Origin of the sequence: Bacteroides sp. PHL 2737, from assembly GCF_004115325.2 — a bacterium.
In the GTDB taxonomy this organism is placed as follows: Bacteria; Bacteroidota; Bacteroidia; order Bacteroidales; family Bacteroidaceae; genus Bacteroides; species Bacteroides hominis.
Window position 1 is genome coordinate 4232167 of sequence record NZ_CP040630.1, and the last position, 22453, is coordinate 4254619.

Annotated in this window: 15 protein-coding genes, 2 tRNA genes and 2 rRNA genes; 1 reads left to right on the forward strand and 18 read right to left on the reverse strand. The window is 45.2% G+C overall.

Translation table 11 applies throughout. The features are described 5' to 3' along the window. Positions 1 to 71 precede the first annotated feature (71 nt). The 4 genes from DBK98_RS17505 to potA form a co-directional block, all read right to left on the reverse strand. Positions 72 to 1406: an ABC transporter substrate-binding protein gene (locus DBK98_RS17505; protein WP_032537018.1), complete on the reverse strand. Its 1335-nt coding sequence runs from the start codon at positions 1404 to 1406 to the stop codon at positions 72 to 74. Positions 1407 to 1473: 67 nt separating this feature from the next. Then, positions 1474 to 2262 carry an ABC transporter permease gene (locus tag DBK98_RS17510; RefSeq protein ID WP_005778454.1) on the reverse strand — a complete coding sequence of 263 codons (789 nt, stop codon included), beginning with the start codon at positions 2260 to 2262 and terminating at the stop codon, positions 1474 to 1476. After that, positions 2256 to 3053: an ABC transporter permease gene (locus DBK98_RS17515; protein ID WP_005778456.1), complete on the reverse strand. Its 798-nt coding sequence runs from the start codon at positions 3051 to 3053 to the stop codon at positions 2256 to 2258. Before DBK98_RS17515 ends, DBK98_RS17510 begins: the two co-directional genes overlap by 7 nt. 17 nt (positions 3054 to 3070) lie before the next feature. Then, entirely contained in the window at positions 3071 to 4456 is a 1386-nt protein-coding gene (potA, locus tag DBK98_RS17520; protein ID WP_175413988.1) for a polyamine ABC transporter ATP-binding protein, read from the reverse strand. A gap of 137 nt (positions 4457 to 4593) precedes the next feature. Here potA and DBK98_RS17525 point away from each other — a divergent pair, with 137 nt between their 5' ends. Beyond that, the gene (locus DBK98_RS17525) at positions 4594 to 5697 is read left to right on the forward strand and encodes a TlpA disulfide reductase family protein (RefSeq protein ID WP_005778459.1); all 1104 of its coding nucleotides are present in this window, start codon (positions 4594 to 4596) and stop codon (positions 5695 to 5697) included. Between the two features lie 171 nt (positions 5698 to 5868). On the opposite strand, the gene DBK98_RS17530 is transcribed toward DBK98_RS17525, so the two are convergent. From DBK98_RS17530 to DBK98_RS17595, 14 genes are all read right to left on the reverse strand, one after another. Next, positions 5869 to 6519 (reverse strand): hypothetical protein, encoded by a 651-nt coding sequence (locus tag DBK98_RS17530; RefSeq protein WP_022011607.1) that lies wholly within the window; start codon positions 6517 to 6519, stop codon positions 5869 to 5871. Between the two features lie 101 nt (positions 6520 to 6620). Further along, positions 6621 to 9185: a glycosyltransferase family 1 protein gene (locus tag DBK98_RS17535; protein ID WP_005806753.1), complete on the reverse strand. Its 2565-nt coding sequence runs from the start codon at positions 9183 to 9185 to the stop codon at positions 6621 to 6623. Positions 9186 to 9218: 33 nt separating this feature from the next. Next, positions 9219 to 10880, reverse strand: a complete 1662-nt coding sequence (locus tag DBK98_RS17540; RefSeq protein ID WP_005778464.1) for a glycosyltransferase — start codon at positions 10878 to 10880, stop codon at positions 9219 to 9221. A gap of 235 nt (positions 10881 to 11115) precedes the next feature. Continuing rightward, complete coding sequence (locus DBK98_RS17545) at positions 11116 to 11577, reverse strand: V-type ATP synthase subunit K (protein WP_002562679.1); 462 nt, start codon at positions 11575 to 11577, stop codon at positions 11116 to 11118. A 53-nt stretch (positions 11578 to 11630) separates the two neighbouring features. After that, positions 11631 to 13448, reverse strand: a complete 1818-nt coding sequence (locus tag DBK98_RS17550; protein ID WP_005806756.1) for a V-type ATP synthase subunit I — start codon at positions 13446 to 13448, stop codon at positions 11631 to 11633. Then, complete coding sequence (locus tag DBK98_RS17555) at positions 13445 to 14050, reverse strand: V-type ATP synthase subunit D (RefSeq protein ID WP_005778470.1); 606 nt, start codon at positions 14048 to 14050, stop codon at positions 13445 to 13447. The genes DBK98_RS17550 and DBK98_RS17555 overlap by 4 nt, the downstream gene beginning before the upstream one ends. Positions 14051 to 14062: 12 nt before the next feature. Next, a complete protein-coding gene (locus DBK98_RS17560) occupies positions 14063 to 15382 on the reverse strand; it encodes a V-type ATP synthase subunit B (protein ID WP_005778472.1) in 1320 nt (439 codons plus the stop codon). A gap of 29 nt (positions 15383 to 15411) precedes the next feature. Then, the gene (locus DBK98_RS17565; RefSeq protein WP_032537017.1) at positions 15412 to 17169 is read right to left on the reverse strand and encodes a V-type ATP synthase subunit A; all 1758 of its coding nucleotides are present in this window, start codon (positions 17167 to 17169) and stop codon (positions 15412 to 15414) included. Positions 17170 to 17205: 36 nt separating this feature from the next. Further along, positions 17206 to 18045 carry a DUF2764 domain-containing protein gene (locus DBK98_RS17570; RefSeq protein WP_005778475.1) on the reverse strand — a complete coding sequence of 280 codons (840 nt, stop codon included), beginning with the start codon at positions 18043 to 18045 and terminating at the stop codon, positions 17206 to 17208. A gap of 11 nt (positions 18046 to 18056) precedes the next feature. Continuing rightward, positions 18057 to 18647: a V-type ATP synthase subunit E family protein gene (locus DBK98_RS17575; RefSeq protein WP_005778476.1), complete on the reverse strand. Its 591-nt coding sequence runs from the start codon at positions 18645 to 18647 to the stop codon at positions 18057 to 18059. A gap of 382 nt (positions 18648 to 19029) precedes the next feature. Further along, positions 19030 to 19140: ribosomal RNA gene (rrf, locus tag DBK98_RS17580) — 5S ribosomal RNA — on the reverse strand. A gap of 89 nt (positions 19141 to 19229) precedes the next feature. Then, a 23S ribosomal RNA gene (locus tag DBK98_RS17585) occupies positions 19230 to 22117 on the reverse strand. 150 nt (positions 22118 to 22267) lie between these two features. After that, positions 22268 to 22344 (reverse strand) — tRNA-Ala (locus DBK98_RS17590). Between the two features lie 26 nt (positions 22345 to 22370). Further along, positions 22371 to 22447: transfer RNA gene (locus DBK98_RS17595), tRNA-Ile, on the reverse strand. Positions 22448 to 22453: the final 6 nt, after the last annotated feature.

Sequence of the window (22453 nt, forward strand, 5' to 3'; positions counted from 1 at the left end):
AGATTGAGAAACAAAATCATCATTTTCTTTTATTTTTTTATCAAAATTCAGATTTCAACGTTACTTTAATCTCATCTTTGCTTCCTCCGTCTGCGGCTCCGGCGTCTCTGCATCTTCTCACGTTTATAGCGCTGTACCCGTTTATAAATCATCCAGCCACTCATTAGTCCCACTACCACAAAAATCAGAATAGTAATGCCCACTCCGAGATTGTCGCCCTTTATGCGTGACCAAATTTCAAGAACTTCTTTCGTCTTATCACCAAAATCACGAATCATGGCACAACGCTCCACCACTTCACAATCCGGATACTGAATCTTGTCAATCTGCAGGCTGTCGGCACCCGGTCCGAAGAAATAGCTCAGATCGGAATAATATGTAAGAGTTGTGTCCACTTTCGCTTCCATGATCTCGGGCGAAGCCACAGCACTTACGTAACCGCTCGCTTCCATATTCCGCAAGGCAATGTCGGGGCGGCACATGAAGTTGATGAAGTAGCTGGCAGCTTTCGGGTTACCGGCATACTTAGGAATCACCCACCCGTCATACCAGATGTTGCTTCCTTCACGGGGTACGGCATAATCCAGCTCCACTCCTACCGCATCCGCTTCCTCGATGGCCCACTTGGCATCTCCGCTCCAGGTCATGTTGAGCCATGCTTTATTTTTAGTCATCATCTCTTTGCCGAAGTCTGCCTCCCAACCGGCTATATTGGGCTTCATTGCTTTGAGATATTTCTCGGCAATCTCCATCGCACGGGGAGAATAGTCGTTCATCAGATCTTCGACCGTCACCTTACCATCGGCGAGTTCACGGGCATGGGCGTAAATGATGGCAGTTCCGTATGCATCCCGGTAACTGTCTTTCATCAGTATCTTACCGGCATATTTCCGGTCCCAAAGACAATCCCAGCTTTCGGCATCGGCTTCGGGCACAAAAGCTTTATTATACAATATCCCGGCGGTTCCCCACATATAGCATACCGCATAATGACTGGCGATCCGCCCCGGCTGACTCAGTTTATCAATCTGTTCACGGATATAAGGCGATACGTCATTCATGTAATCGGGCGAATGGGGAAAAACAGTGTCGATGGGCAACAGCAGGTTTTTCTTTAACATCCGCTCGATGATGTATTCCGAAGGACATACCACATCGAAATCTTCGTGTCCCTTCTCAATCTTGGTGAGCATGATTTCGTTAATATCAAAGGTTTGATAAACGATGCGGATATCCTCACCCGTCTGCTCCTTATAATATGCCTGAAAGTCTTCGAGCACCCCATCACCGATATAATCGGCCCAATTATAGATTTTCAATACCTTCTCGCGAGGTTCACCGGAGTTGTAACAACCGGAAAACAAAAGTGACATCGCCAGGGAAAGGGTTATTAATAGTTTGTTCATTAGCACTTTATACAGTTTCTTGATTCTCGTAAATTCTCTTCTTTTTCGATTTAAAACAAAAAGGCCATCACTTTTTCTCCTTACCCGCACGCCGGTTAATGACAATCAGCAATGCCAGCACCACCACGAAGATAATCGTCGAAAGGGGACGCAGCTCCGGAGTAAGCCCTCCCTTGCGGGCATCGGCATAAATATAGGTGGAAAGTGTCTCAAGTCCTTCGTTACCGATCGTAAATACCGTTACCGCAAAATCATCGATAGAAAGTGTCAGCGCAAGCATGAAGCCGCTAATCATTCCCGGACGGATCTCCGGGATAATCACTTTGCGAAGTGCCTGCATCGGGGTTGCTCCCAGATCGAGGGCAGCTTCGTAAATATTAGGATTCATCTGCTTGAGGCGGGGCAACACGCTGAGCACCACATATGGAGTACAGAATGTGATGTGCGCCAATACCACGGTCGTATATCCCTGAGATATGCCGAGCGAAACAAACAGCAGGAACAGGGAAATACCGGTAATAATATCACCATTCAGAATAGGGATACTGTTCACAAAACTGATGGCCTTCCGCGAACGTGCCTTCAGGTTGAAGATGCCGATAGCCGTGATGCTGCCCAACAAAGTGGAAGCCGTAGCCGCTATCAAAGCAATGGTCACGGTATTGATCAACGCATTCATCAGCGAATGGTGCGTGCCGGTAGTAAACAGTGACGAATACAGTTTCGTGGAGAATCCGGTCCAGTTGCCCAACACCTTTGCTTCGGTGAAAGAGTAGATCATAATAATCACGATAGGCGAATAGAGCAGCAAAAGGAGTATCCACAAATAGGTCTGGGCAAAAATCTTCTTTACCATAGCCCACCTCCTTCGTTCGTATTATCTTTGTCGTCGGTGCTGAACAGAGAAGTCGCCGCAATCAGCAACAACATGATCAGTGACAGGGCCGCTCCATAATTCCACATACTATTATTGATATTCTCCTGGATAGTGGTACCAAACAGTTTGATGTTGTTCATCGTCAACAACTCTGCAATGGCAAAAGTTGAGATAGTGGGCATAAAAACCATCATGATACCACTCATCACTCCCGGCATGGAAAGCGGAAGCACCGCCTTGAAAAACACCTGGACGGGATTGGCACCCAAGTCCTGCGCAGCCTCGATGTAACTGTGATCCATCTTTTGCAGGGTGTTGTAGATAGGGTAAATCATGAAAGGTATAAAGTTATAGACCATACCGAATATCAAAGCTCCCTCACCCAACGGGACACTGAAGAAGTCGAACAGGGCTACTGTTGCCAACGTACGCACCAAGATGTTGACCCACATGGGAAGAATAAACAATACGACCATCGTTTTCGAGCGGTTCAGCTTTGCGTTGCTTAATATCCAGGCTGCCGGGTAGCCCAGCAGGATACAGACGATAGTGGTAATGATGGCAATACCGATGGAATAAACAAAGGTATTGATAGCCTCGTGATGCTGAAAAAACTTCGCAAAGTTTTCCAATGTCAGATGTCCGCTGTCATCGGTGAAAGCATAGACCACAATAAGGAGTAGCGGAATAACGACGAAGATCGCCGAAAAGATAATGTAAGGGAGCGTCCAACTCTTACGTGATGAAAAAAAGACCGATAATCTTTTCACTCTTAACTCTTATTTTATTAGTTCTTAATTACTCTGATACCGTCCGGGGGGATGGTGATACCTACACGGTCTCCATCGTCCCATACGTCGTTCGTATCTACAAATACATTCTCGTCCCAATCCGAAAGCACAGTCAGATGATAGTGGTCGCCTTTATAAAGGATGAACTTCACCTCTCCGGTCAGCGTACCGTCTTCTTCGTTATCCTGAAGAATCACTTTGTCGAAACCGACTTTCACTTTCACTTCGCTGCCGGCATCAATTCCGGTAACAGGAGCACACTCGAAGTTACAACCCAGAAACTCCACATGGGTTTCGTCAATCAGCTTGCCTTCGAAGGTATTGCACACGCGCTCTTTCTTCATTATATGAATATCAAACGGTTTCACCAACAGCCCAACGAGGGCACCGACCTCAAAATGATGATAGTCCTGTACCAGAAATTCATAGCCGTTGCAAAGGACGGTCATTTCATAATGTACCCCCTTGAAGACGGACGACTGCACCACGCCGGCCAGTTGTGCCGCTTCCGAAACCGGAAATATATAAAGATCCTCCGGACGGATCACTACGTCTACGGGCATGTTTTCGCCGAACCCTTCGTCCACACATTCGAACTTGGTATTGCAGAAACGTACCAGTTTGTCGTGTATCATCACACCGTTCAGGATATTACTTTCCCCGATAAAATCGGCCACAAACGAATTGGTAGGTTCATTGTAAATATCAATGGGAGTGCCGATCTGCTGGATTCGTCCTTCGCTCATGACGACAATCGTATCGCTCAGCGTCAATGCTTCCTCCTGATCGTGGGTGACATATACAAAAGTGATCCCTAATGATTTGTGCATCTCCTTCAGTTCCATCTGCATGTCTTTGCGCATCTTCAGGTCGAGAGCTGCCAACGGTTCGTCGAGCAGCAGCACTTCCGGTTCGTTGACTATGGCACGGGCGATAGCCACACGTTGCTGTTGTCCGCCGGACAGCGAATCTACGTCACGGTATTCATAGTCCGTCATCCCCACCATCTTCAAAGCGGCCTTTACCTTCTTCTCAATGGTCTGCTTCGGCATCTTTTTCAGCTTCAGCCCGAAAGCAATATTATCATATACATTCAGATGCGGAAACAAAGCGTACTTCTGAAACACCGTGTTTACCGGACGTTTGTGCGGAGGAGTCTGCGTGATTTCCTTCCCCGATATTTTAATTTCGCCTTCCGAAGCAGTCTGGAAGCCGGCAATAAGGCGTAACAAAGTAGTCTTACCACAACCCGAAGGACCCAGGATGGTGACGAACTCACCTTTTTTTACATTCAGGGTCACATGATCCAGGGCAGTCTTCTCTCCGAAGAATTTAGACACACCGTTCACCTCAATAATGGATTTGCTTTCTTGCATATTCATACTAATTTGGGGTGCAAAGGTACACATTTATCCGATTCGTACATACATGTTAATCTAATATAACAGAGAAATTCTATTCCGAATAAAAAAAACGGCTATCTTTGCATAAATATTTATTCATAAAACATACTAAAGCAATGAAAAAGTTAACTTATCTGGCTGTTGCAGCGGTTGCTCTGGGAGTAGCATCTTGTAATAACAGCAAACCCGGTTATGTGATAACAGGTACTGTGGAAGGCGCTTCCGACGGCGATACCGTATTTATTCAGGAACGTGTAAGCAGACAGTTCAACAAACTGGATACAGCCATCATCGCTAACGGAACATTTACATTCGAAGGCGTACAGGATTCCGCAGTGAACCGTTACATCACTTACTCTAAAAACGGTGACGGAGCATATGTAGATTTCTTCCTCGAAAACGGTAAAATCAACGTAAATCTGTCTAAAGATAATAAGTCGGCAACCGGTACTCCGAACAATGACGCTTATCAGGAGATACGGAACAAGACCAATGTGATCGATCAGAAACAGGCAGCCATCTACCAGGCTATGGGCGACAGCACACTGACCGATGATCAGAAGTTGGCAAAACAAAAAGAATACTCACAGCTGGAAGAGGCATACAGCCAGGCTATCAAAGAAGGTGTACAGAAAAACATCACCAACCCGGTGGGTATCATGTTGTTCAAACAAAGTTTCTATGAAAACTCTACCGAAGAGAATGATGCTTTGCTGAAACAAATACCTGCCAACTATCAGAATGACGAACTGATTATGAAAATCAAAGAAGTTACCGAAAAGCAGAAAGCGACTGCTGCCGGTCAGAAATTTATCGACTTCGAGATGCTGACACCCGACGGAAAACCGGTAAAACTATCCGACTATGTAGGAAAAGGTAAAGTGGTATTGGTTGACTTCTGGGCAAGCTGGTGTGGTCCTTGCCGCCGCGAAATGCCGAACATCGTAGAGGCTTACGCTAAGTACAAAGGCAAGAACTTCGAAATCGTAGGCGTGTCTCTCGATCAGGATGCCGATAAATGGAAAGATGCCATCAAGAAGCTAAACATCACCTGGCCTCAGATGTCCGACCTGAAAGGCTGGCAGAACGAAGGTGCACAGTTGTATGCCGTAAACAGTATTCCCCACACCATGCTGGTTGATGCTGACGGAACAATTCTTGCACGTGGCCTGCACGGAGAAGCGCTCCAAGCCAAACTGGAAGAAGTATTGAACAAATAGGCTGTATCAGAACTCACCACAGAGGACACAGAGTAACACAGAGGCGATTTTAAGTTATTGATTATTAACAAAAAGGCTCTGTACTACTCTGTGTTACTCCGCGGTAAAAAGAGTTTCGACACAGCCTCTTCATTTCACAAATGTCCCGGACAGGGGCTTTCAAAACCAAACCTATTTCAGTGAATCGGCATAGGAACAGAGCTTGACAATCTGATCCACATTCTCAAAATTCACTTTATTCTCTCCAATGTATTTCTCAATTTCCGCACGATGCTTTGAGTAGATTTTGGCAAATTGCTTAAAATTGCGGAACTGTTTCATTTTATCATCTTTCTCCACCCAATAGATATGATGCCGGTTGCCGACAATCATCTTCTCACCTTGCAACTGGTATGATTGTCCATTGCTCATGACAGAGCCGTAACTCTGAACTGCCGTTGTTTCCGAACGGGTGCCATAGGCTCCCACAGGGGCTTCCTTACGTGCAGATGCTTTATACTGGACATACACTACCGGTTTTGTCGGCAACATTTCTATTCCGGCTCCGTTGGATTCCGGATAAAACGTACGCTCTCCTATCTTGATCAGCAAAATATCTCCCGGATTGGCAAGTTCCTTCACCTGCTTATCCTGCGGATCTACAAAATAGAACTTGTTGGCTACTATATTGTAGTTCATTTTTGACTTCAATTCACCACCGGCTCTGAGAACCACCTGGGCATCTTCATACTTATCAAACAGGAACGAAGCCGTATCGGCCTGGGCTCTCAACTGCCAGAAACTGCACAGTGCAAAAACAATGAAAATAAAAAACCTTCTCATAATACATCGATATTAAACAATAAAAGGCTGTTTTGACAGTATACACTTCAAAACAGCCTTTCAAATAGTTATGGTAAATCTCTCTTTACTTTACATACCAATCAGACAAACCAACGCACATAACAGAAGTCCTGACGGTGAGGCAGATCCGGATTTTTCGGGAACATACGGTATGATACTTTGAAGCTTCCTGCATTCGACAAGCTGTGTTTAGCCTGGAATGTATACAGATCGCCTTCTTTCTTAACCACGCTGAATGGTTCTACCGAATAAACATGCTGTTTTCCTTCCGGAGTCGTATAAGTTGTAACCAACTCCAGTCCCACTGCATCGTTCAATCCTTTTTCATCAACGACAATGGTAATCGTATACTCCTTGCCGCTTTCGATATCGCCTTGTGCAATGTCTGCTTCTCTATCTCTTGAAACGATCTCGATGGAATCCCACTTGGCAACCACTTCTTCTTTCCATGCTGCAATTTCTTTTGCCTTCGCATTATCATTGGCAGACAATTCTTTGAAGCGCTTGGCTTCCTTGCAGTAGAATTTGCTATAGTAATCGTCGAGTTGACGCTTCATCGTATAGTGAGGAGCAATCTGAGCGATTGAGTTTTTCACACTTCTAATCCAGCCTTCTGAATACCCCTTCTTGTTGCGGGCATAATATAACGGCAGAATTTCTGTTTCAAGAATACTGTAGATGGTAGCCGCATCGAGCTGATCCTGATGTTCCTGATTCTGGTAAGTACGTTTCTCGGTCAATGCCCAACCTGCACCTTCGCGGTAACCTTCAAGCCACCATCCATCGAGCACGGAGAAGTTCAATACACCGTTCATCAAAGCCTTCTCACCCGATGTACCGGATGCTTCAAGCGGACGGGTCGGCGTGTTCAGCCAGATATCAACCCCACTCACCAGACGGCGGGCCAACTGCATATCGTAGTTTTCGAGGAAGATAATCTTGCCCAGGAATTCCGGACGCTGAGAGATCTCAACGATTCTCTTGATCAGCCCCTGACCTGCACCATCGTGCGGGTGGGCTTTACCTGTGAAGAGGAACTGTACCGGATAATCGGGGTTATTAACAATCTTCGACAGACGTTCCAAATCGGTGAACAGCAGGTGAGCACGTTTGTAAGTGGCAAAACGGCGGCCGAAACCAATCAGCAACGCATTCGGATTGATCTTATCCAACAGAGATACAATGCGTGACGGATCTCCCTGGTTCTTCAACCACGTTTCACGGAACTGCTTGCGGATATAATCCACCAGCTTGTTCTTCATAGTTACACGGGTCTTCCAGATTTCTTCATCGGGCACATTATAGATAGCTTCCCAAATCTTCGGATTTGACTGATCATACAGGAAGCTTTCGTTGAAATATTTAGCATAAAGCTGTTTCCATTCCGTAGCACTCCAAGTAGGAAAGTGTACACCGTTGGTCACATAGCCCACATGGCTTTCCTCCGGGAAGTATCCTTTCCAGATAGAAGAGAACATCTCCTGAGAAACCTTTCCATGCAGCCAGCTCACACCGTTCACTTCCTGAGAAGTGTTGCAGGCAAATACCGACATACAGAAACGTTCTCCTTTGTCACCCGGATTGTTACGTCCGAGATCCATCAGATCGTCCCAGCTGATACCCATCTTTGAGGGATAGCCACCCATATACTTGCCAAACAAACCTTCGTCAAAGTAATCGTGACCGGCAGGAACCGGAGTATGAACCGTATATAAAGAAGATGCACGAACCAACTCGATAGCCTGGTCGAAAGTAAGACCGGTAGCTACATAGTCGCAGATACGCTGTACGTTGATCAGGGCAGCGTGTCCTTCGTTACAATGATAAATATCTTTCTTGATGCCCAGTGCTTTCAGTGTCAGCATACCGCCGATACCTAACAGGATCTCCTGTTTCAGACGGTTTTCCCAGTCACCTCCGTAGAGTTGGTGAGTGATAGGACGGTCAAATTCACTGTTCATTTCGTTGTCTGTATCGAGCAGATACAAAGAAATACGTCCTACGTTTACTCTCCATACATTTGCATGTACGTAGTAATCCATATAAGGCACATCCACTACCAACGGTTTTCCGTCTGCATCCGTCACACGGTCGATAGGAAGCTGACCGAAGTTCTGTGCTTCGTAATTGGCAATCTGCTGCCCGTCCATAGACAACGTTTGTGTAAAGTAACCGTAGCGATACAGGAAACCTACCGCGCAAAGATCTACATTGCTGTCAGAAGCTTCTTTCAGATAGTCGCCGGCCAGTACACCTAAACCGCCGGAATATATTTTAAGAACGTGATTCAAACCATACTCCATGCTAAAGTAGGCTACAGAAGGACGTTTATCGTCTGGCTTCACATCCATGTAGTCTCTGAATTTAGCATATACGTCATTCATACGTTTCAGGATAACCTTATCTTTTGATAAAGCTTCCAATTTTTCGTAACTCATACGTTCAAGCAAAAGTACCGGATTTTGACCAGCTTCTTTCCAAAGGGTCGGATCCAAATCTCTGAACAGTTCAGTAGCTTCATAATTCCATGCCCACCAAATGTTGCGTGCAAGTTCAGATAATTTCTCTAATTCCGCAGGAACACGTGACTTTACAGTTACCTCCTTCCAATTCGGAGTATTCACATTACTTACTTTAATTTTCATAATGTTATTGTTTACTTGTTGATGAATAAATACTTAGTTTAGTTGACGTTTCATTGCATTGCGCAAAGCAATATCATAAGCCTCGTAATAATACTTGATGAAATGCTTCCATAAAGCCTGTTCGGCCACAGCCGCCGCATGCTTGCGGATTTCTTTCACCTCAATTTCCGTTTTACCCGAGAACAGCGCGATCGTATCCTTGATACCGTCGGCAACTTCTGAGTAATTATAGTCCGAACGATGCAGCACCTCTACTCCATTATCAAGCCCATGCTGATTCTTCAGGCTGTTCACCCAAAGACCGAAGCCTGCCAGATCAGTCGTAATGGTAGGTACGCGGAAGGCTACACTCTCAAGCGGAGTATATCCCCAAGGTTCGTAATAAGAAGGATAGACACTCAAGTCTTCTCCCAATATCAAGTCATAATATTCTTTATTCAGGATTCCATCCTTTCCATCCAGATAACACGGGACGAAAATCACTTTCACCTTATCTTCCGGACGGTTTCCCATACCCAGATACTTCAACATGTCCAACACCTGATCGTGGGTCATATTATGCAGCCAATGGGTAATGAAAGGCACTTCAAGCGGAGTATCGAACTTCTCTTTGCTCTTCAGGCGGGTCTGCAAGTCCTCGCGGGGCTCTCCTACCCAACCCGGCACATTGACAAATGCCAGTACGTTCTTCTGCAAATCTTTGTCCCGGTTCAAGCGGTTCAGAGATTCCAGAAACACGTCGATTCCTTTGTTCTTAAATTCATAGCGTCCGCTGGTACCGATAATCAACGTATCATCGCCCATATTGGTTCCAAGAAGTTTATTGGCCACGTTCAACATCAGCGAACGGGCACGTTTGCGTTTACCGGTGAAGGCCGTTCCCTGAGGTACGAAATCGTCCTCGAAGCCATTCATCAGCACTACGTCTGCTGCCTTATCCAACAACTCTTTACACTCGTTATTAGTGATTTCGCTTACTGTCGTAAAGCAGTCGACATGATGTGCGGTCTGCTTCTCAATAGAGTGCTTCGACTGCATATTCAGTTCCTGGGCCATCTGGTCACCATTATAGGCAAACAGATAATCATATAAGGGTTTATCGTTTCCGGCAATGCTCCGGCCGATAGAGGTAGCGTGGGTAGTGAAAATAGTCCCTATTTCGGGTACGGCCAACTGCACATATAGTGCTCCCAAGCCGGTCATCCATTCATGTGCCTGATAAACAACCTTATCATTTTCAGTCAGATTATAACGATAGAAGCTCTCTACCACTTTTCCAGCAGCATACGAGAACATGGATGCTTCGTCATAATCGCCGTAAGCATGCAACGAATCTACCTGAAAATGATTCCACATTTCAGTATAAATTTCATTCTTTTTCTCAAAGAAAGGCTGAAAATCAACCAGGATAACAATGGGTTCACCCGGAATATTCCAACGTCCGACACGGACAGAAAGGTTATCTTTATTGAGGGCATGTTCTTTCCATGCCGCACAGAGGTTGTCAGATTCTATAAACAAAGGGTTTTCTTTTCCTTGCCACACATCCGGCCCTATGAAGAATAATTTGTCACGGAAGTTAGTTTGCAACGTATTTGCCCTTGTGGACAAAACAGTATAAATTCCTCCTACCTTGTTGCACACTTCCCAACTGGCTTCGAAGATATAATCGGGGGTTAATAAATCTTTTACCATATAAATGTTTAAAACTCTTTTTATTACGCAGGTGCAAAAGTACGCATTATTTATTGAAAAATAATACTTTATACAAAAAATATAAGCAAAATAGCACAAACAAGCGTTTACAACGAGGTTTCAGAGCATAAAAAAAGACTTAAGTGTTTTTGGAAAACGCTTAAGTCTTTTCAGAAAACACTTAGACGTTTTGCTGAAAACGCTTAAGTGTTTTTATAAATCATTAGCTTATCATTTATGCCAGCGCACTACCGATAAGGAAGGTAGCTGCCAATGCCACGATAGCATAAAGTTCGGGGAATACAGCAAGAATCAATGTGTTGCTGAATACATTATGGCCTTGTCCGATGGCTGCAATACCATTGGCGCAAACCTGTCCCTGGCGAATAGCGGAAAACAGGGCAACCAGTCCGAGGGCAATACCTGCACCCAATACGGCAGAAGCCTGAATGGCAGTTATCTGCGGAGTAAGGATGCCGAAGATAGTCTGGAACATAAAGTAGCCTGCGAAACCATACAATCCCTGTGTACCCGGAAGAGCTGTCAATACAAGAAAGTTACCGAATGCACTATCGTTCTTCTTCAATGCGCCGATAGCAGCGTTACCTGCGATAGTCACTCCGTAAGCACTTCCGATGCCCGACAAACCAACCATAACCGCGATGCCAATGTAAGCAATAAACAAATTCATTTCCATAATCTTAATTTTATTTTTTAATTTATTATTCTACTATTTTTCTTTTTATTTCTCTATTTTCTGAATGGTTTGTACTCCTTGCCGCCGCCTTCGTAACCGGAATTCTTGAAAAACTCCACGAAAGTCAGACGCATGGGGTGAACCATGGCTCCGAGCACATTCATAAAGATATTGATGGCATGTCCGATAACGAATATCAGCACCATCACAATGGGACCGGCAATCACATTGTCCGGACTCATGCCTACTGCCAGACTGTTGAATACTCCGGCAAGAATTCCTCCTGACAATCCCAGAGCGAATAAACGCACGTATGAAAGAACGTCACCCAACAGCCCCGTTGCCATGTTATAAGAATCCCATAAACCCAGTCCGATATTAAGAAAGATATTCTTTCCGGGACTGTTGAACAGGAAAATCATAATACCGGCAATGCCCATAATGATCAGATGTACGGTACTTCCCATCGGCATCACTTTCGGCAACAGCGCCGAAAAAGCCAACGATAACAGAAGAATGATCCACCCGATCGTCGCAATGGCGTATTTGAAGCCAAACTGGATGGTCTGATTGACAGCCTTCAATACCATACCGAACAGAATCTGCACCGCACCCAAAATCAGTGAGAGCTGGAACATGTCATTATTATCCATAAAGACTGCACTCTTCAGGCGCTGGATGAACGGCCAGGGCAGGTCGTAAATATTGGCACCGAAGAAGGTTCCGGTCAGCAATCCGCAGAAGAAAGTGGAAGTAGCCAGTATCTGAATCAGAGAGATGATCGATTTGGCCGACGGACTCAGTTTCTTTGCCAGCAAACGGTAAGCGGTAGCCCCCACAAACAGGAACAAGCCATATCCGGAATCTCCCAGGCAAAGTCCGAAAAAGATCATAAAGAACGGAGCAAAGAACGGCGTCAGGTCCAGTTCGTTATATTTCGGCAACATGTACAATTTGCAAATCGGCTCAAACCAGGCAAAGAAGCCTTTGTTGTTCAGTTCAATCGGAACATTGTCTTCCGGTGTCGGGTCTGTGATCTCGTAATAAACATGCGCGTCATTCAGATAGGCTTCGATTTCAACCTTACTGGCAGCAGGAGCCCATCCTTCAAGCAACATCAATTTATCACCGGCAGTCTGCTCCGTACTTAAAACGACCTTTGAGAATTCTATTTCAGTCTGCACCTGTCTCAAAGCCTCCTTCAGCGAAGGTATGTCGGTTTCAGACAAAGCAACCAACTTCTTTTCATTCTCTTCAAGTGCAATCCCGGTATTGGTATACTGCATTTCAAGTTGCGCCAATGACTGCGACGGCAGTTTAGCTTGCTCTACATCCAGATCGACTTCTTCTCCGTCTTTGGTCACGGTGACGAAAAAGACCTTTGAAGAAATACGGCAAATAACCATTGCATTATATTCCGCTTCCCATTCTTCTTTGTAGTTACCTTCGGGACAAGTATAGAATCCGACCACATAACCGGCATCTTTCAACCGCTGTATGCCTCCCGGTTCAAAATCTCCCCAGGCTTCCAAGGCATCTTTTTCCTTTCCGCAGATTTGCTGCTGTTGCAACAGTTTACTATGCTCGGTTTGCAGAGCATCTATTTCGTCAAGCACCTGTAGGCCACGTTCAGCACTGCCTCCATGGGTTGCAATGACCGCATCTTTCCCATGTTTCTGGTTCTGTAACAATTTCAATGCGGCGGCAAGACGGGCAGAAAGACGGATGTTATCCTGTAACTCGGCATTCTCAGCCGCTCCCTGCTGTTTCTCCACAATATGAACGACTCCGAGTTCCCGAAGACTGTTCAGAAAAGCTTCGTACTCCTTATGATAAACCAGGAATGTGAGTTTCTTCATTTTTGTAATCATGCCTCTGCCTCCTTCCTTTTTTCTTGCTGTGATTTCAAAATCTTTTGCGACGACTTAGACAAATTCTCCTCATCTTCCATGAAGCGTTTTATCTTACGCAAAGCATCCTGATAACCAGGTATCTGTACCTTCTCAAAAAGATTAACTTTCTGAGTGGTCTTTTTCCTCGCATGTTCTAACAAGCCCAGCTTGGCCAGCGTGAACTCACGCTCTATAGCGGTATGCGCCAACTCCTTAAGCAAATGTATACCATCGGCATACCATTTGGGAGCATTAAACAGGCTGTACGGACGAATCTCGAAATCTACATTCTCGAGTAAAGGCACCCTTACACCGGCTATTTTTTTGATACCAAGATGAACATCATTTACTTTTATCAATGAGGTGTCAAACTCATTCCAAAGTGCGAACATGGCTTCATAAGCCTGGATTTGTTTTTCCAGCCTTTCCTCCAGATCGGCAGCTTCGCTTTTACAGCGCTTCACTTCCATGCGAAGGGCACTCTCCTTATTTTTAATAATCGGGAGGGTACGCACCCGCACTTTCAGTTGCTTCTCAAGCTGCTGAAGGGAGGTTTTGTTATATTGAAACTTTATAGCCATCTCGTTTATTTACTATTTTTTCCAATACTGATCTACCAGTTCCTTCTTGATATTCACTTCTTCCGGACGGAAATATTTGCCGAACAATCCCCATGCCACATCCAGCATTTCTGTCGTATCCAGATTGACGTCGATGGCAAGCAACTGATTGGAGTAGTCCTTGGCAAAAGCTAAAGTACGTTCGTCATAATTGGTCAGGTCAAAACCATTCTCCAACTTCGTCTTGGCGTTAGCGGCATCGGCATACAGACGTACCGCAGCATTCATCACCTGTGGATGGTCCTTACGGGTCTTCTTACCGGTTACCAACTGTTTCAGACGGGACAATGAACGGAACGGATCGACAATAACCTTACCAATATCGCTATCACGACGCAGGAACAACTGTCCTTCGGTGATATAACCGGTGTTATCGGGTACGGCATGCGTGATATCACCGCCGGACAACGTAGTCACAGCAATAATTGTGATGGAACCACCATCGGGGAACTGTACCGCTTTTTCGTAGATTTTAGCAAGGTCCGAATAAAGAGAGCCCGGCATAGAGTCTTTCGAAGGAATCTGATCCATACGGTTCGACACAATAGCCAAAGCATCGGCATACGAAGTCATATCGGTCAGTAGAACCAATACTTTCTGATTGTGTTGTACTGCGAAATATTCAGCCGCAGTCAAAGCCATATCCGGTACCAGCAAACGTTCTACCGGAGGGTTCTCCGTGGTATTCACGAAACTGACGATACGGTCGAGCGCACCGGCATTGGAGAATACATTCTTAAAATACAGGTAGTCATCGTTTGTCATACCCATACCTCCCAGAATGATTTTATCTGTTTCCGCACGCAATGCTACGTTCGCCATCACTTGGTTAAACGGTTGGTCCGGATCGGCGAAGAAAGGAATCTTCTGACCGGAAACCAGGGTATTATTCAAGTCGATACCGGCAATACCGGTTGCAATCAGTTCTGAAGGTTGTTTACGGCGTACCGGATTCACAGAAGGGCCTCCGATCTCGACTTCCTGTCCTTCAATCTCCGGTCCTCCGTCGATAGGATCACCAAAGGCGTTGAAAAAACGTCCGGCCAGTTGCTCGCTTACTTTCAGCGTAGGCGATTTACCCAGAAATACCACTTCGGCATTGGTCGGGATACCTTCCGTACCCTCAAACACCTGCAAAGTCACTTCGTCACCGGCTATCTTTACAACCTGAGCCAGTTTACCATTCACAGTGGCCAACTCATCATAACCTACCCCTGTAGCTTTCAGCGAGCAGGTAGCTTTGGTAATCTGAGTAATCTTAGTATATATTTTTTGAAATGCTTTTGTAGCCATGTTATTATTTACAATTTAGTTACAATCCACTATTTGACACTTCTCTCGGCAACCAACTCCTTCAATTGCTTCTGGAAACCTTCATATTGTTCCGATTTGAACTTTGAATAGTTCATTTGCTTGCAGATGTTAATCATCTTCTTGAAGTAGTCCATAACCTCATTAAAGTTGTCAAACTCAAATTCCGTATGACAGATGTCTATCACCATGTTCAAGATAGCTTCCTGGCGCTCCATCGGAGTAACGGCGTCAATTTCATCGAATGCATCCTGTTGCAATATAACGAAATCAATCAACTCCGACTTCCAGAAAATGACATGATATTCTACCGGCACACCGTCATCACCCAAGATGTTGATCTGCTCGGCAATTTCCTTACCACGCTGCAAACGCGTTTTGATCTCATTCACTTTACCGATCCATTCGTCATTGATGTGTTCGGCAATGTATGCCTCAAATTCAGGATATTCGATATATTTAGAATAAGAGTCGATCGGATTCACAGCCGGATAGCGCTTCTTATCGGCACGATCCTGCTCCAGCGCATAGAAACAACGAGCTACCTTTTTAGTATTTTCAGTCACAGGTTCCTTCAGGTTACCTCCGGCCGGAGATACCGTACCGATAAAGGTAATAGAACCACTCTCACCGTTATTCAGTTTTACATAACCTGCACGACCGTAGAAGTTAGAAATGATTGAGGACAAGTCCATCGGGAATGCATCCGGTCCGGGCAACTCTTCCATACGGTTCGACATCTCACGCAATGCCTGTGCCCAACGGGAAGTAGAGTCTGCCATCAACAGGATCTTCAATCCCATCGCACGATAATATTCGGCAATCGTCATAGCCGTATACACAGAAGCTTCACGGGCCGCTACCGGCATGTTCGAAGTATTGGCAATAATAATGGTACGCTCCATCAGTTTACGTCCCGTATGTGGGTCCACCAGTTCTGGGAACTCAGTAAATATTTCCACAACCTCGTTCGCACGTTCACCGCAGGCGGCAATGATCACAATATCGGCCTCTGCCTGTTTAGAGATAGCATGCTGAAGTACGGTTTTACCTGTACCGAACGGACCGGGAATAAATCCTGTCCCCCCCTCTACTATCGGATTGACAGTGTCAATCACACGTACACCGGTTTCAAGCAATTTAAACGGACGCGGTTTTTCTTTATAATTCGTCATAGCCCTTTTTACCGGCCACTTTTGAATCATATTCACTTCAACGTTGTTTCCCTCTTCGTCTGCCAAAACAGCAATTACGTCTTCAATCTTATAATCGCCTTCAGGTACAATCGATTTCACCGTGCAAACACCTTTCTGCGTGAAAGGTACCATGATCTTCAATGGCTGGAAGTTTTCATCCACCTGTCCTAACCAGGCAGATGCTTCCACTTTATCCCCTACATTGACAAGGGGAACAAAATGCCACACACTTTCTTTATCCAACGGATAGGTATATTGTCCTCTCTTCAGGAATACGCCATCCATCTTATCAAGGTCGTTTTGCAGACCATCGTAATTCTTCGATAACATACCGGGACCTAAGGTCACCTCAAGCATGTGTCCGGTAAATTCGGCTTCGGCCCCCACTTTCAATCCACGAGTGCTTTCGAACACCTGAACATATACATGTGTACCTACGACCTTAATCACCTCCGCCATTAATTTATCGCCACCGGTTGAGATATAACAAATCTCATTTTGAGCTACCGGTCCATCAACGACGAGGGTCACCATGTTGGCAATAACGCCACTAACAGTTCCTTTTGTTGCCATATATTTTTTTAATTTATTTATCCGAGTTTGGCAGGATTACCTGAATTCTGCGGGAATCTGCACTTCATTCTTCAGTGACTCTATGATACTGCGGAACAGTTGATTTCCTCTTTCCTTATCCAAAGAGATCCAACGTTCAATCATTTCCAGTTCCAATAAGAAAGCAAAAATACGTTCGATGGTAAAATAGTTAAAGAAAATAGCTTCCTCCATCCAGTTCCACCGTAAAGCATCCAACTTCTTCTCGCGTTCTACCAGTTCTGTTATTTCACTGATTTTCACTAACTGATCCAGAAAATCCACTTCACCGGAAAGTCCGAAATCACGGGCTCCGGAAGTTCGCAAAGCCTCACATATTTCCGTATCACCCACTATATTGCGGGCAACATCCCATTTATACTTCCGAGCGGTCAATGCCACAAGGATATTGTTAATTGTAAGATTGAATTCGAACCAGGAAGCCACAAACTTATTTCCGCATTTCATTGCATAATCATAATAAAGTGCAGCCAGATGATCTTCCAGTAAAACAGCATTGTCTGCCGGAGTATTGAAATAGTCGGAAATGAAAGTAGCAAGATATGCAGGAAATTCTTTAGTACTGATTTCTCCTCCTTCTTTAAGAACAGAGATATATTCAGCAAGTTCCTCCGCGGAGAAATTTCCCCGGGTATCAATGGCGGCTTCCTTATCTTTCAGAAGCTTCAGTACATTGGCATTATCAAACTTCAAATAAAACAGATCAATTAATTTTTGATCTGAAGCTGACAAGCCCGTGTAAATTTCCGTTTTAAAATCAGCTACTGTATAGCTCAGCTTACTGTCCTCAAGTGTGAGTTCCGGCAAACCGGCTACCAAGTAATAATATTTACTCATAACGCATCCCTTTAGAATAACATTTCTACCAACTGAGGACGCAGGAATGCTTTAAAGTAATTCATAAATTCCTCTTCTCCGAAATTCACTTTATATGAACCGTCTGCAGGAGATACAGAAAACAATGCCTTAATACCATTCACTTGTTCTATGGTAACACCTTTATCTAACAATGCTTTAGCATTGGCCGCAAAATACTTTCTCAAAGATTCCGCATCAGAAGTTGAGATGATAATCGGCTCGTCTACGCTCCATTTGGAAGCCAGAGCTACGATAAAAGCACTCAGAAAATCTTTATTCTGTGCAAACTCCTTTACCGGTGCGGTCACAATTTTATCAGTTACCATAGTGGCTATTTCTGATTTCAACGCATTTACTGCCTGACCGGCAAACAGTTTCAACTCTGATTTGGTATTCTCTGTCAGTTCATCGGCAGATTTACGAGAGGTGGCAATAATTGATTCAGCTTCTTTATGGGCATCTTCAACGATTTTTTTAGCTTCTTCCTGAGCATTCGCAATAAGACGGCGGGCTTCTTCATTACCTTTTTCGACGCCTTCGCGATAAATCTTATCGGTCAACTCTTGAATTTTGTTTTCCATATTCACGGACTATTTAGAAGTTTATATTATAATATCTAAGTGTTTCTCATCAGATTCTCGCCAAAAGTACAAAATTCAATCTGATAAAAAAAGAGAAAAGAGGAAGAAAACTGTTCGTAATCGCGAAAAGAAGCGTCCAAAAGTAAAGGTTATGACGATCCCGACACATTTATCTTCCCGTTTCATCTTTTCAGATGATGGCAAAGATAAACAGTCTGATAATACATCAAACATTGAATTATGATAAAACCGGAAAAATGAAGATTGAGTCAGGAGTATATGGGATGAAGCCGATAAAAAGATTATCAGGAGATATTGCTTATACCCAAAAACAAGTCATCCCCTCGTGTCTTCTGACCCGAGGGGATGAACTCTCTGAAAAAAACGGCGACTACCTACTCTCCCACTGTTACGCAGTACCATCGGCGTGATCAGGCTTAACTTCTCTGTTCGGAATGGGAAGAGGTGGAACCCTGATGCTATAGTCACCTAAATAAGGTAGACATAATGTACAAAAGTAAACTTAGCTGTCTATTATCTAAATAGTAAAGCTAAACGGATATATAAACCATAAAAGACAATAAAAGAAAGTCATCGGGCAATTAGTAACGCTCGGCTGTGATGTTACCACCTGTACACCTGCGTCCTATCAACGTTGTAGTCTACAACGACCCTAAAAGAAATCTAATCTTGTGGCTGGCTTCGTACTTAGATGCTTTCAGCACTTATCCAATCCCGACTTAGATACCCGGCAATGCACCTGGCGGCACAACCGGTAAACCAGAGGTCAGTCCAACACGGTCCTCTCGTACTAGTGTCAGAGCCACGCAAATTTCATGCGCCCACGATAGATAGAGACCGAACTGTCTCACGACGTTCTGAACCCAGCTCGCGTGCCACTTTAATGGGCGAACAGCCCAACCCTTGGGACCTTCTCCAGCCCCAGGATGTGACGAGCCGACATCGAGGTGCCAAACCCCTCCGTCGATATGAGCTCTTGGGAGGGATCAGCCTGTTATCCCCGGAGTACCTTTTATCCTTTGAGCGATGTCCCTTCCATACGGAAACACCGGATCACTATGCTCTAGTTTCCTACCTGATCGACTTGTAAGTCTCCCAGTCAAGCGCCCTTATGCCATTACACTCTGCCGCCGGTTACCAATCGGCGTGAGGGCACCTTTAGAAGCCTCCGTTACACTTTTGGAGGCGACCACCCCAGTCAAACTACCCACCAAACAGTGTCCTCGCAAATGCGAGTTAGAACTCAAATAATCAAAGGGCCGTATTTCAACAGCGACTCCACAAATACTGGCGTACCTGCTTCAAAGTCTCCGGCCTATCCTACACATCAATTACCCAAATTCAATGTTAAGCTATAGTAAAGGTTCACGGGGTCTTTTCGTCCCATCGCGGGTAATCGGCATCTTCACCGATACTACAATTTCACTGAGCTCACGGTTGAGACAGTGTCCAGATCATTACACCATTCGTGCAGGTCGGAACTTACCCGACAAGGAATTTCGCTACCTTAGGACCGTTATAGTTACGGCCGCCGTTTACTGGGGCTTCAATTCAATGCTTCTCTTGCGATGACATCTCCTCTTAACCTTCCAGCACCGGGCAGGTGTCAGGCTGTATACGTGATCTTTCAATTTTGCACAGCCCTGTGTTTTTGTTAAACAGTTGCCTGGACCTATTCTCTGCGCCCTCCCGTCACCGGGTAGGGACCCTTTATCCCGAAGTTACAGGGTCAATTTGCCTAGTTCCTTAACCGTGATTCACTCAAGCGCCTGAGTATATTCAACCCGACTACGTGTGTCCGTTTGCGGTACGGGTACCATTAAGATTAAGTTTAGCGGATTTTCTTGGGAGTATGTTTACACGCACTATTACCGTTTTCCGAGGAAATTGGTATACTGTCAGGTTCGACTCTTATCCCGGATTTGCCTGGGATAATCAACATCTACACCCTTTAACGGACTATTCCGTCAGTCCGCGGCGTTGTCACTCCTCCGTCTCCACGTCACTCTTAATGCTAGTACAGGAATATTAACCTGTTCTGCCATCGGCATCACCGTTCGGCTGAGCCTTAGGACCCGACTAACCCTGATCCGATTAGCGTTGATCAGGAAACCTTAGTCTTGCGGCGAGGGGGTTTCTCACCCCCTTTATCGTTACTTATACCTACATTTGCTTTTCCACACGCTCCAGTAAAGCTCACGCTTAGCCTTCAACGCAGAGTGGAATGCTCCCCTACCGATACTTACGTATCCCATAGCTTCGGTAAAACACTTAATGCCCGATTATTATCCACGCCAAACTCCTCGACTAGTGAGCTGTTACGCACTCTTTAAATGAATGGCTGCTTCCAAGCCAACATCCTAGCTGTCTTAGCAATCTGACTTCGTTAGTTCAACTTAGTGTTTATTTGGGGACCTTAGCTGATGGTCTGGATTCTTCTCCTTTAGGACATGGACCTTAGCACCCATGCCCTCACTCCTGAGATCGAACTAATGCGCATTCGGAGTTTATCAAGACTTGATAGGCGGTGAAGCCCTCGCATCTTATCAGTCGCTCTACCTCACATTAGTAATTCTCAAGGCTGCACCTAAATGCATTTCGGGGAGTACGAGCTATCTCCAAGTTTGATTAGCCTTTCACCCCCACCCTCAGGTCATCCGGAAGCTTTTCAACGCTTATCGGTTCGGTCCTCCAGTTAGTGTTACCTAACCTTCAACCTGCCCAAGGGTAGATCACTTGGTTTCGCGTCTACTCCTTCCGACTATCCGCCCTGTTCAGACTCGCTTTCGCTTCGGATCCACATCTCAAGATGCTTAACCTTGCCGGAAAAAGTAACTCGTAGGTTCATTATGCAAAAGGCACGCCGTCACAACTTACGCTGCTCCGACCGCTTGTAGGCGCATGGTTTCAGGGACTATTTCACTCTTCTATTCGAAGTGCTTTTCACCTTTCCTTCACAGTACTGGTTCGCTATCGGTCTCTCGGGAGTATTTAGCCTTACCGGATGGTCCCGGCTGGTTCACGCAGAATTCCTCGTGCTCCGCGCTACTCAGGATACCACTACGCTTCAGTTACCTTAGAATACCGGGCTATCACCGTCTATGGCGCGGCTTTCCAGCCGCTTCTTCTCAATAACTTTCTTGCGAGAGCGTGGTCCTACAACCCCACACATGCCGTAACACGGGTGGTTTGGGCTATTCCCCGTTCGCTCGCCACTACTAGGGGAATCATTATTTATTTTCTTTTCCTGCAGGTACTAAGATGTTTCAGTTCCCTGCGTTAGCCTCCAACTTGGTTGGATGACATTCCTTCAGAATGCCGGGTTGTCCCATTCGGAAATCTTCGGATCAAAGGTTATTTGCACCTACCCGAAGCTTATCGCAGCTTATCACGTCCTTCATCGCCTCCGAGAGCCAAGGCATCCGCCATGCGCCCTTATTTACTTTCTTTTATCGCCAGGTTCATCTCCTTTTCTTAAAAAGGATCTGAACCAAATGGTTCGATATATACTTTTAGCTCTTACTAAATTTACTTTTTTTTGTACATCATGTCAAAGATCGTATGATAACATTCGGCAACTTGTGTTGCCAGCGTATCAATGGTGGAGAATAACGGATTCGAACCGTTGACCCTCTGCGTGCAAGGCAGATGCTCTAGCCAGCTGAGCTAATCCCCCAATCATACAAGATATCAATCTCGTCTTGGTAGTCCCAGGCAGAGTTGAACTGCCGACCTCTACATTATCAGTGTAGCGCTCTAACCAACTGAGCTATAGGACTGAGTTC

Excerpts from the sequence above, each read along its gene's own strand:
- DBK98_RS17530 (WP_022011607.1), bottom strand. The coding sequence starts at position 6,519 with ATGAGAAGGTTTTTTATTTTCATTGTTTTTGCACTGTGCAGTTTCTGG.
- DBK98_RS17550 (WP_005806756.1), bottom strand. The coding sequence starts at position 13,448 with ATGATTACAAAAATGAAGAAACTCACATTCCTGGTTTATCATAAGGAG.
- DBK98_RS17540 (WP_005778464.1), bottom strand. The coding sequence starts at position 10,880 with ATGGTAAAAGATTTATTAACCCCCGATTATATCTTCGAAGCCAGTTGG.
- DBK98_RS17575 (WP_005778476.1), bottom strand. The coding sequence starts at position 18,647 with ATGGAAAACAAAATTCAAGAGTTGACCGATAAGATTTATCGCGAAGGC.
- DBK98_RS17510 (WP_005778454.1), bottom strand. The coding sequence starts at position 2,262 with ATGGTAAAGAAGATTTTTGCCCAGACCTATTTGTGGATACTCCTTTTG.
- DBK98_RS17525 (WP_005778459.1), top strand. The coding sequence starts at position 4,594 with ATGAAAAAGTTAACTTATCTGGCTGTTGCAGCGGTTGCTCTGGGAGTA.
- DBK98_RS17505 (WP_032537018.1), bottom strand. The coding sequence starts at position 1,406 with ATGAACAAACTATTAATAACCCTTTCCCTGGCGATGTCACTTTTGTTT.
- DBK98_RS17570 (WP_005778475.1), bottom strand. The coding sequence starts at position 18,045 with ATGAGTAAATATTATTACTTGGTAGCCGGTTTGCCGGAACTCACACTT.
- DBK98_RS17565 (WP_032537017.1), bottom strand. The coding sequence starts at position 17,169 with ATGGCAACAAAAGGAACTGTTAGTGGCGTTATTGCCAACATGGTGACC.
- DBK98_RS17555 (WP_005778470.1), bottom strand. The coding sequence starts at position 14,050 with ATGGCTATAAAGTTTCAATATAACAAAACCTCCCTTCAGCAGCTTGAG.
- DBK98_RS17535 (WP_005806753.1), bottom strand. The coding sequence starts at position 9,185 with ATGAAAATTAAAGTAAGTAATGTGAATACTCCGAATTGGAAGGAGGTA.
- DBK98_RS17545 (WP_002562679.1), bottom strand. The coding sequence starts at position 11,577 with ATGGAAATGAATTTGTTTATTGCTTACATTGGCATCGCGGTTATGGTT.
- DBK98_RS17560 (WP_005778472.1), bottom strand. The coding sequence starts at position 15,382 with ATGGCTACAAAAGCATTTCAAAAAATATATACTAAGATTACTCAGATT.
- potA (WP_175413988.1), bottom strand. The coding sequence starts at position 4,456 with ATGAATATGCAAGAAAGCAAATCCATTATTGAGGTGAACGGTGTGTCT.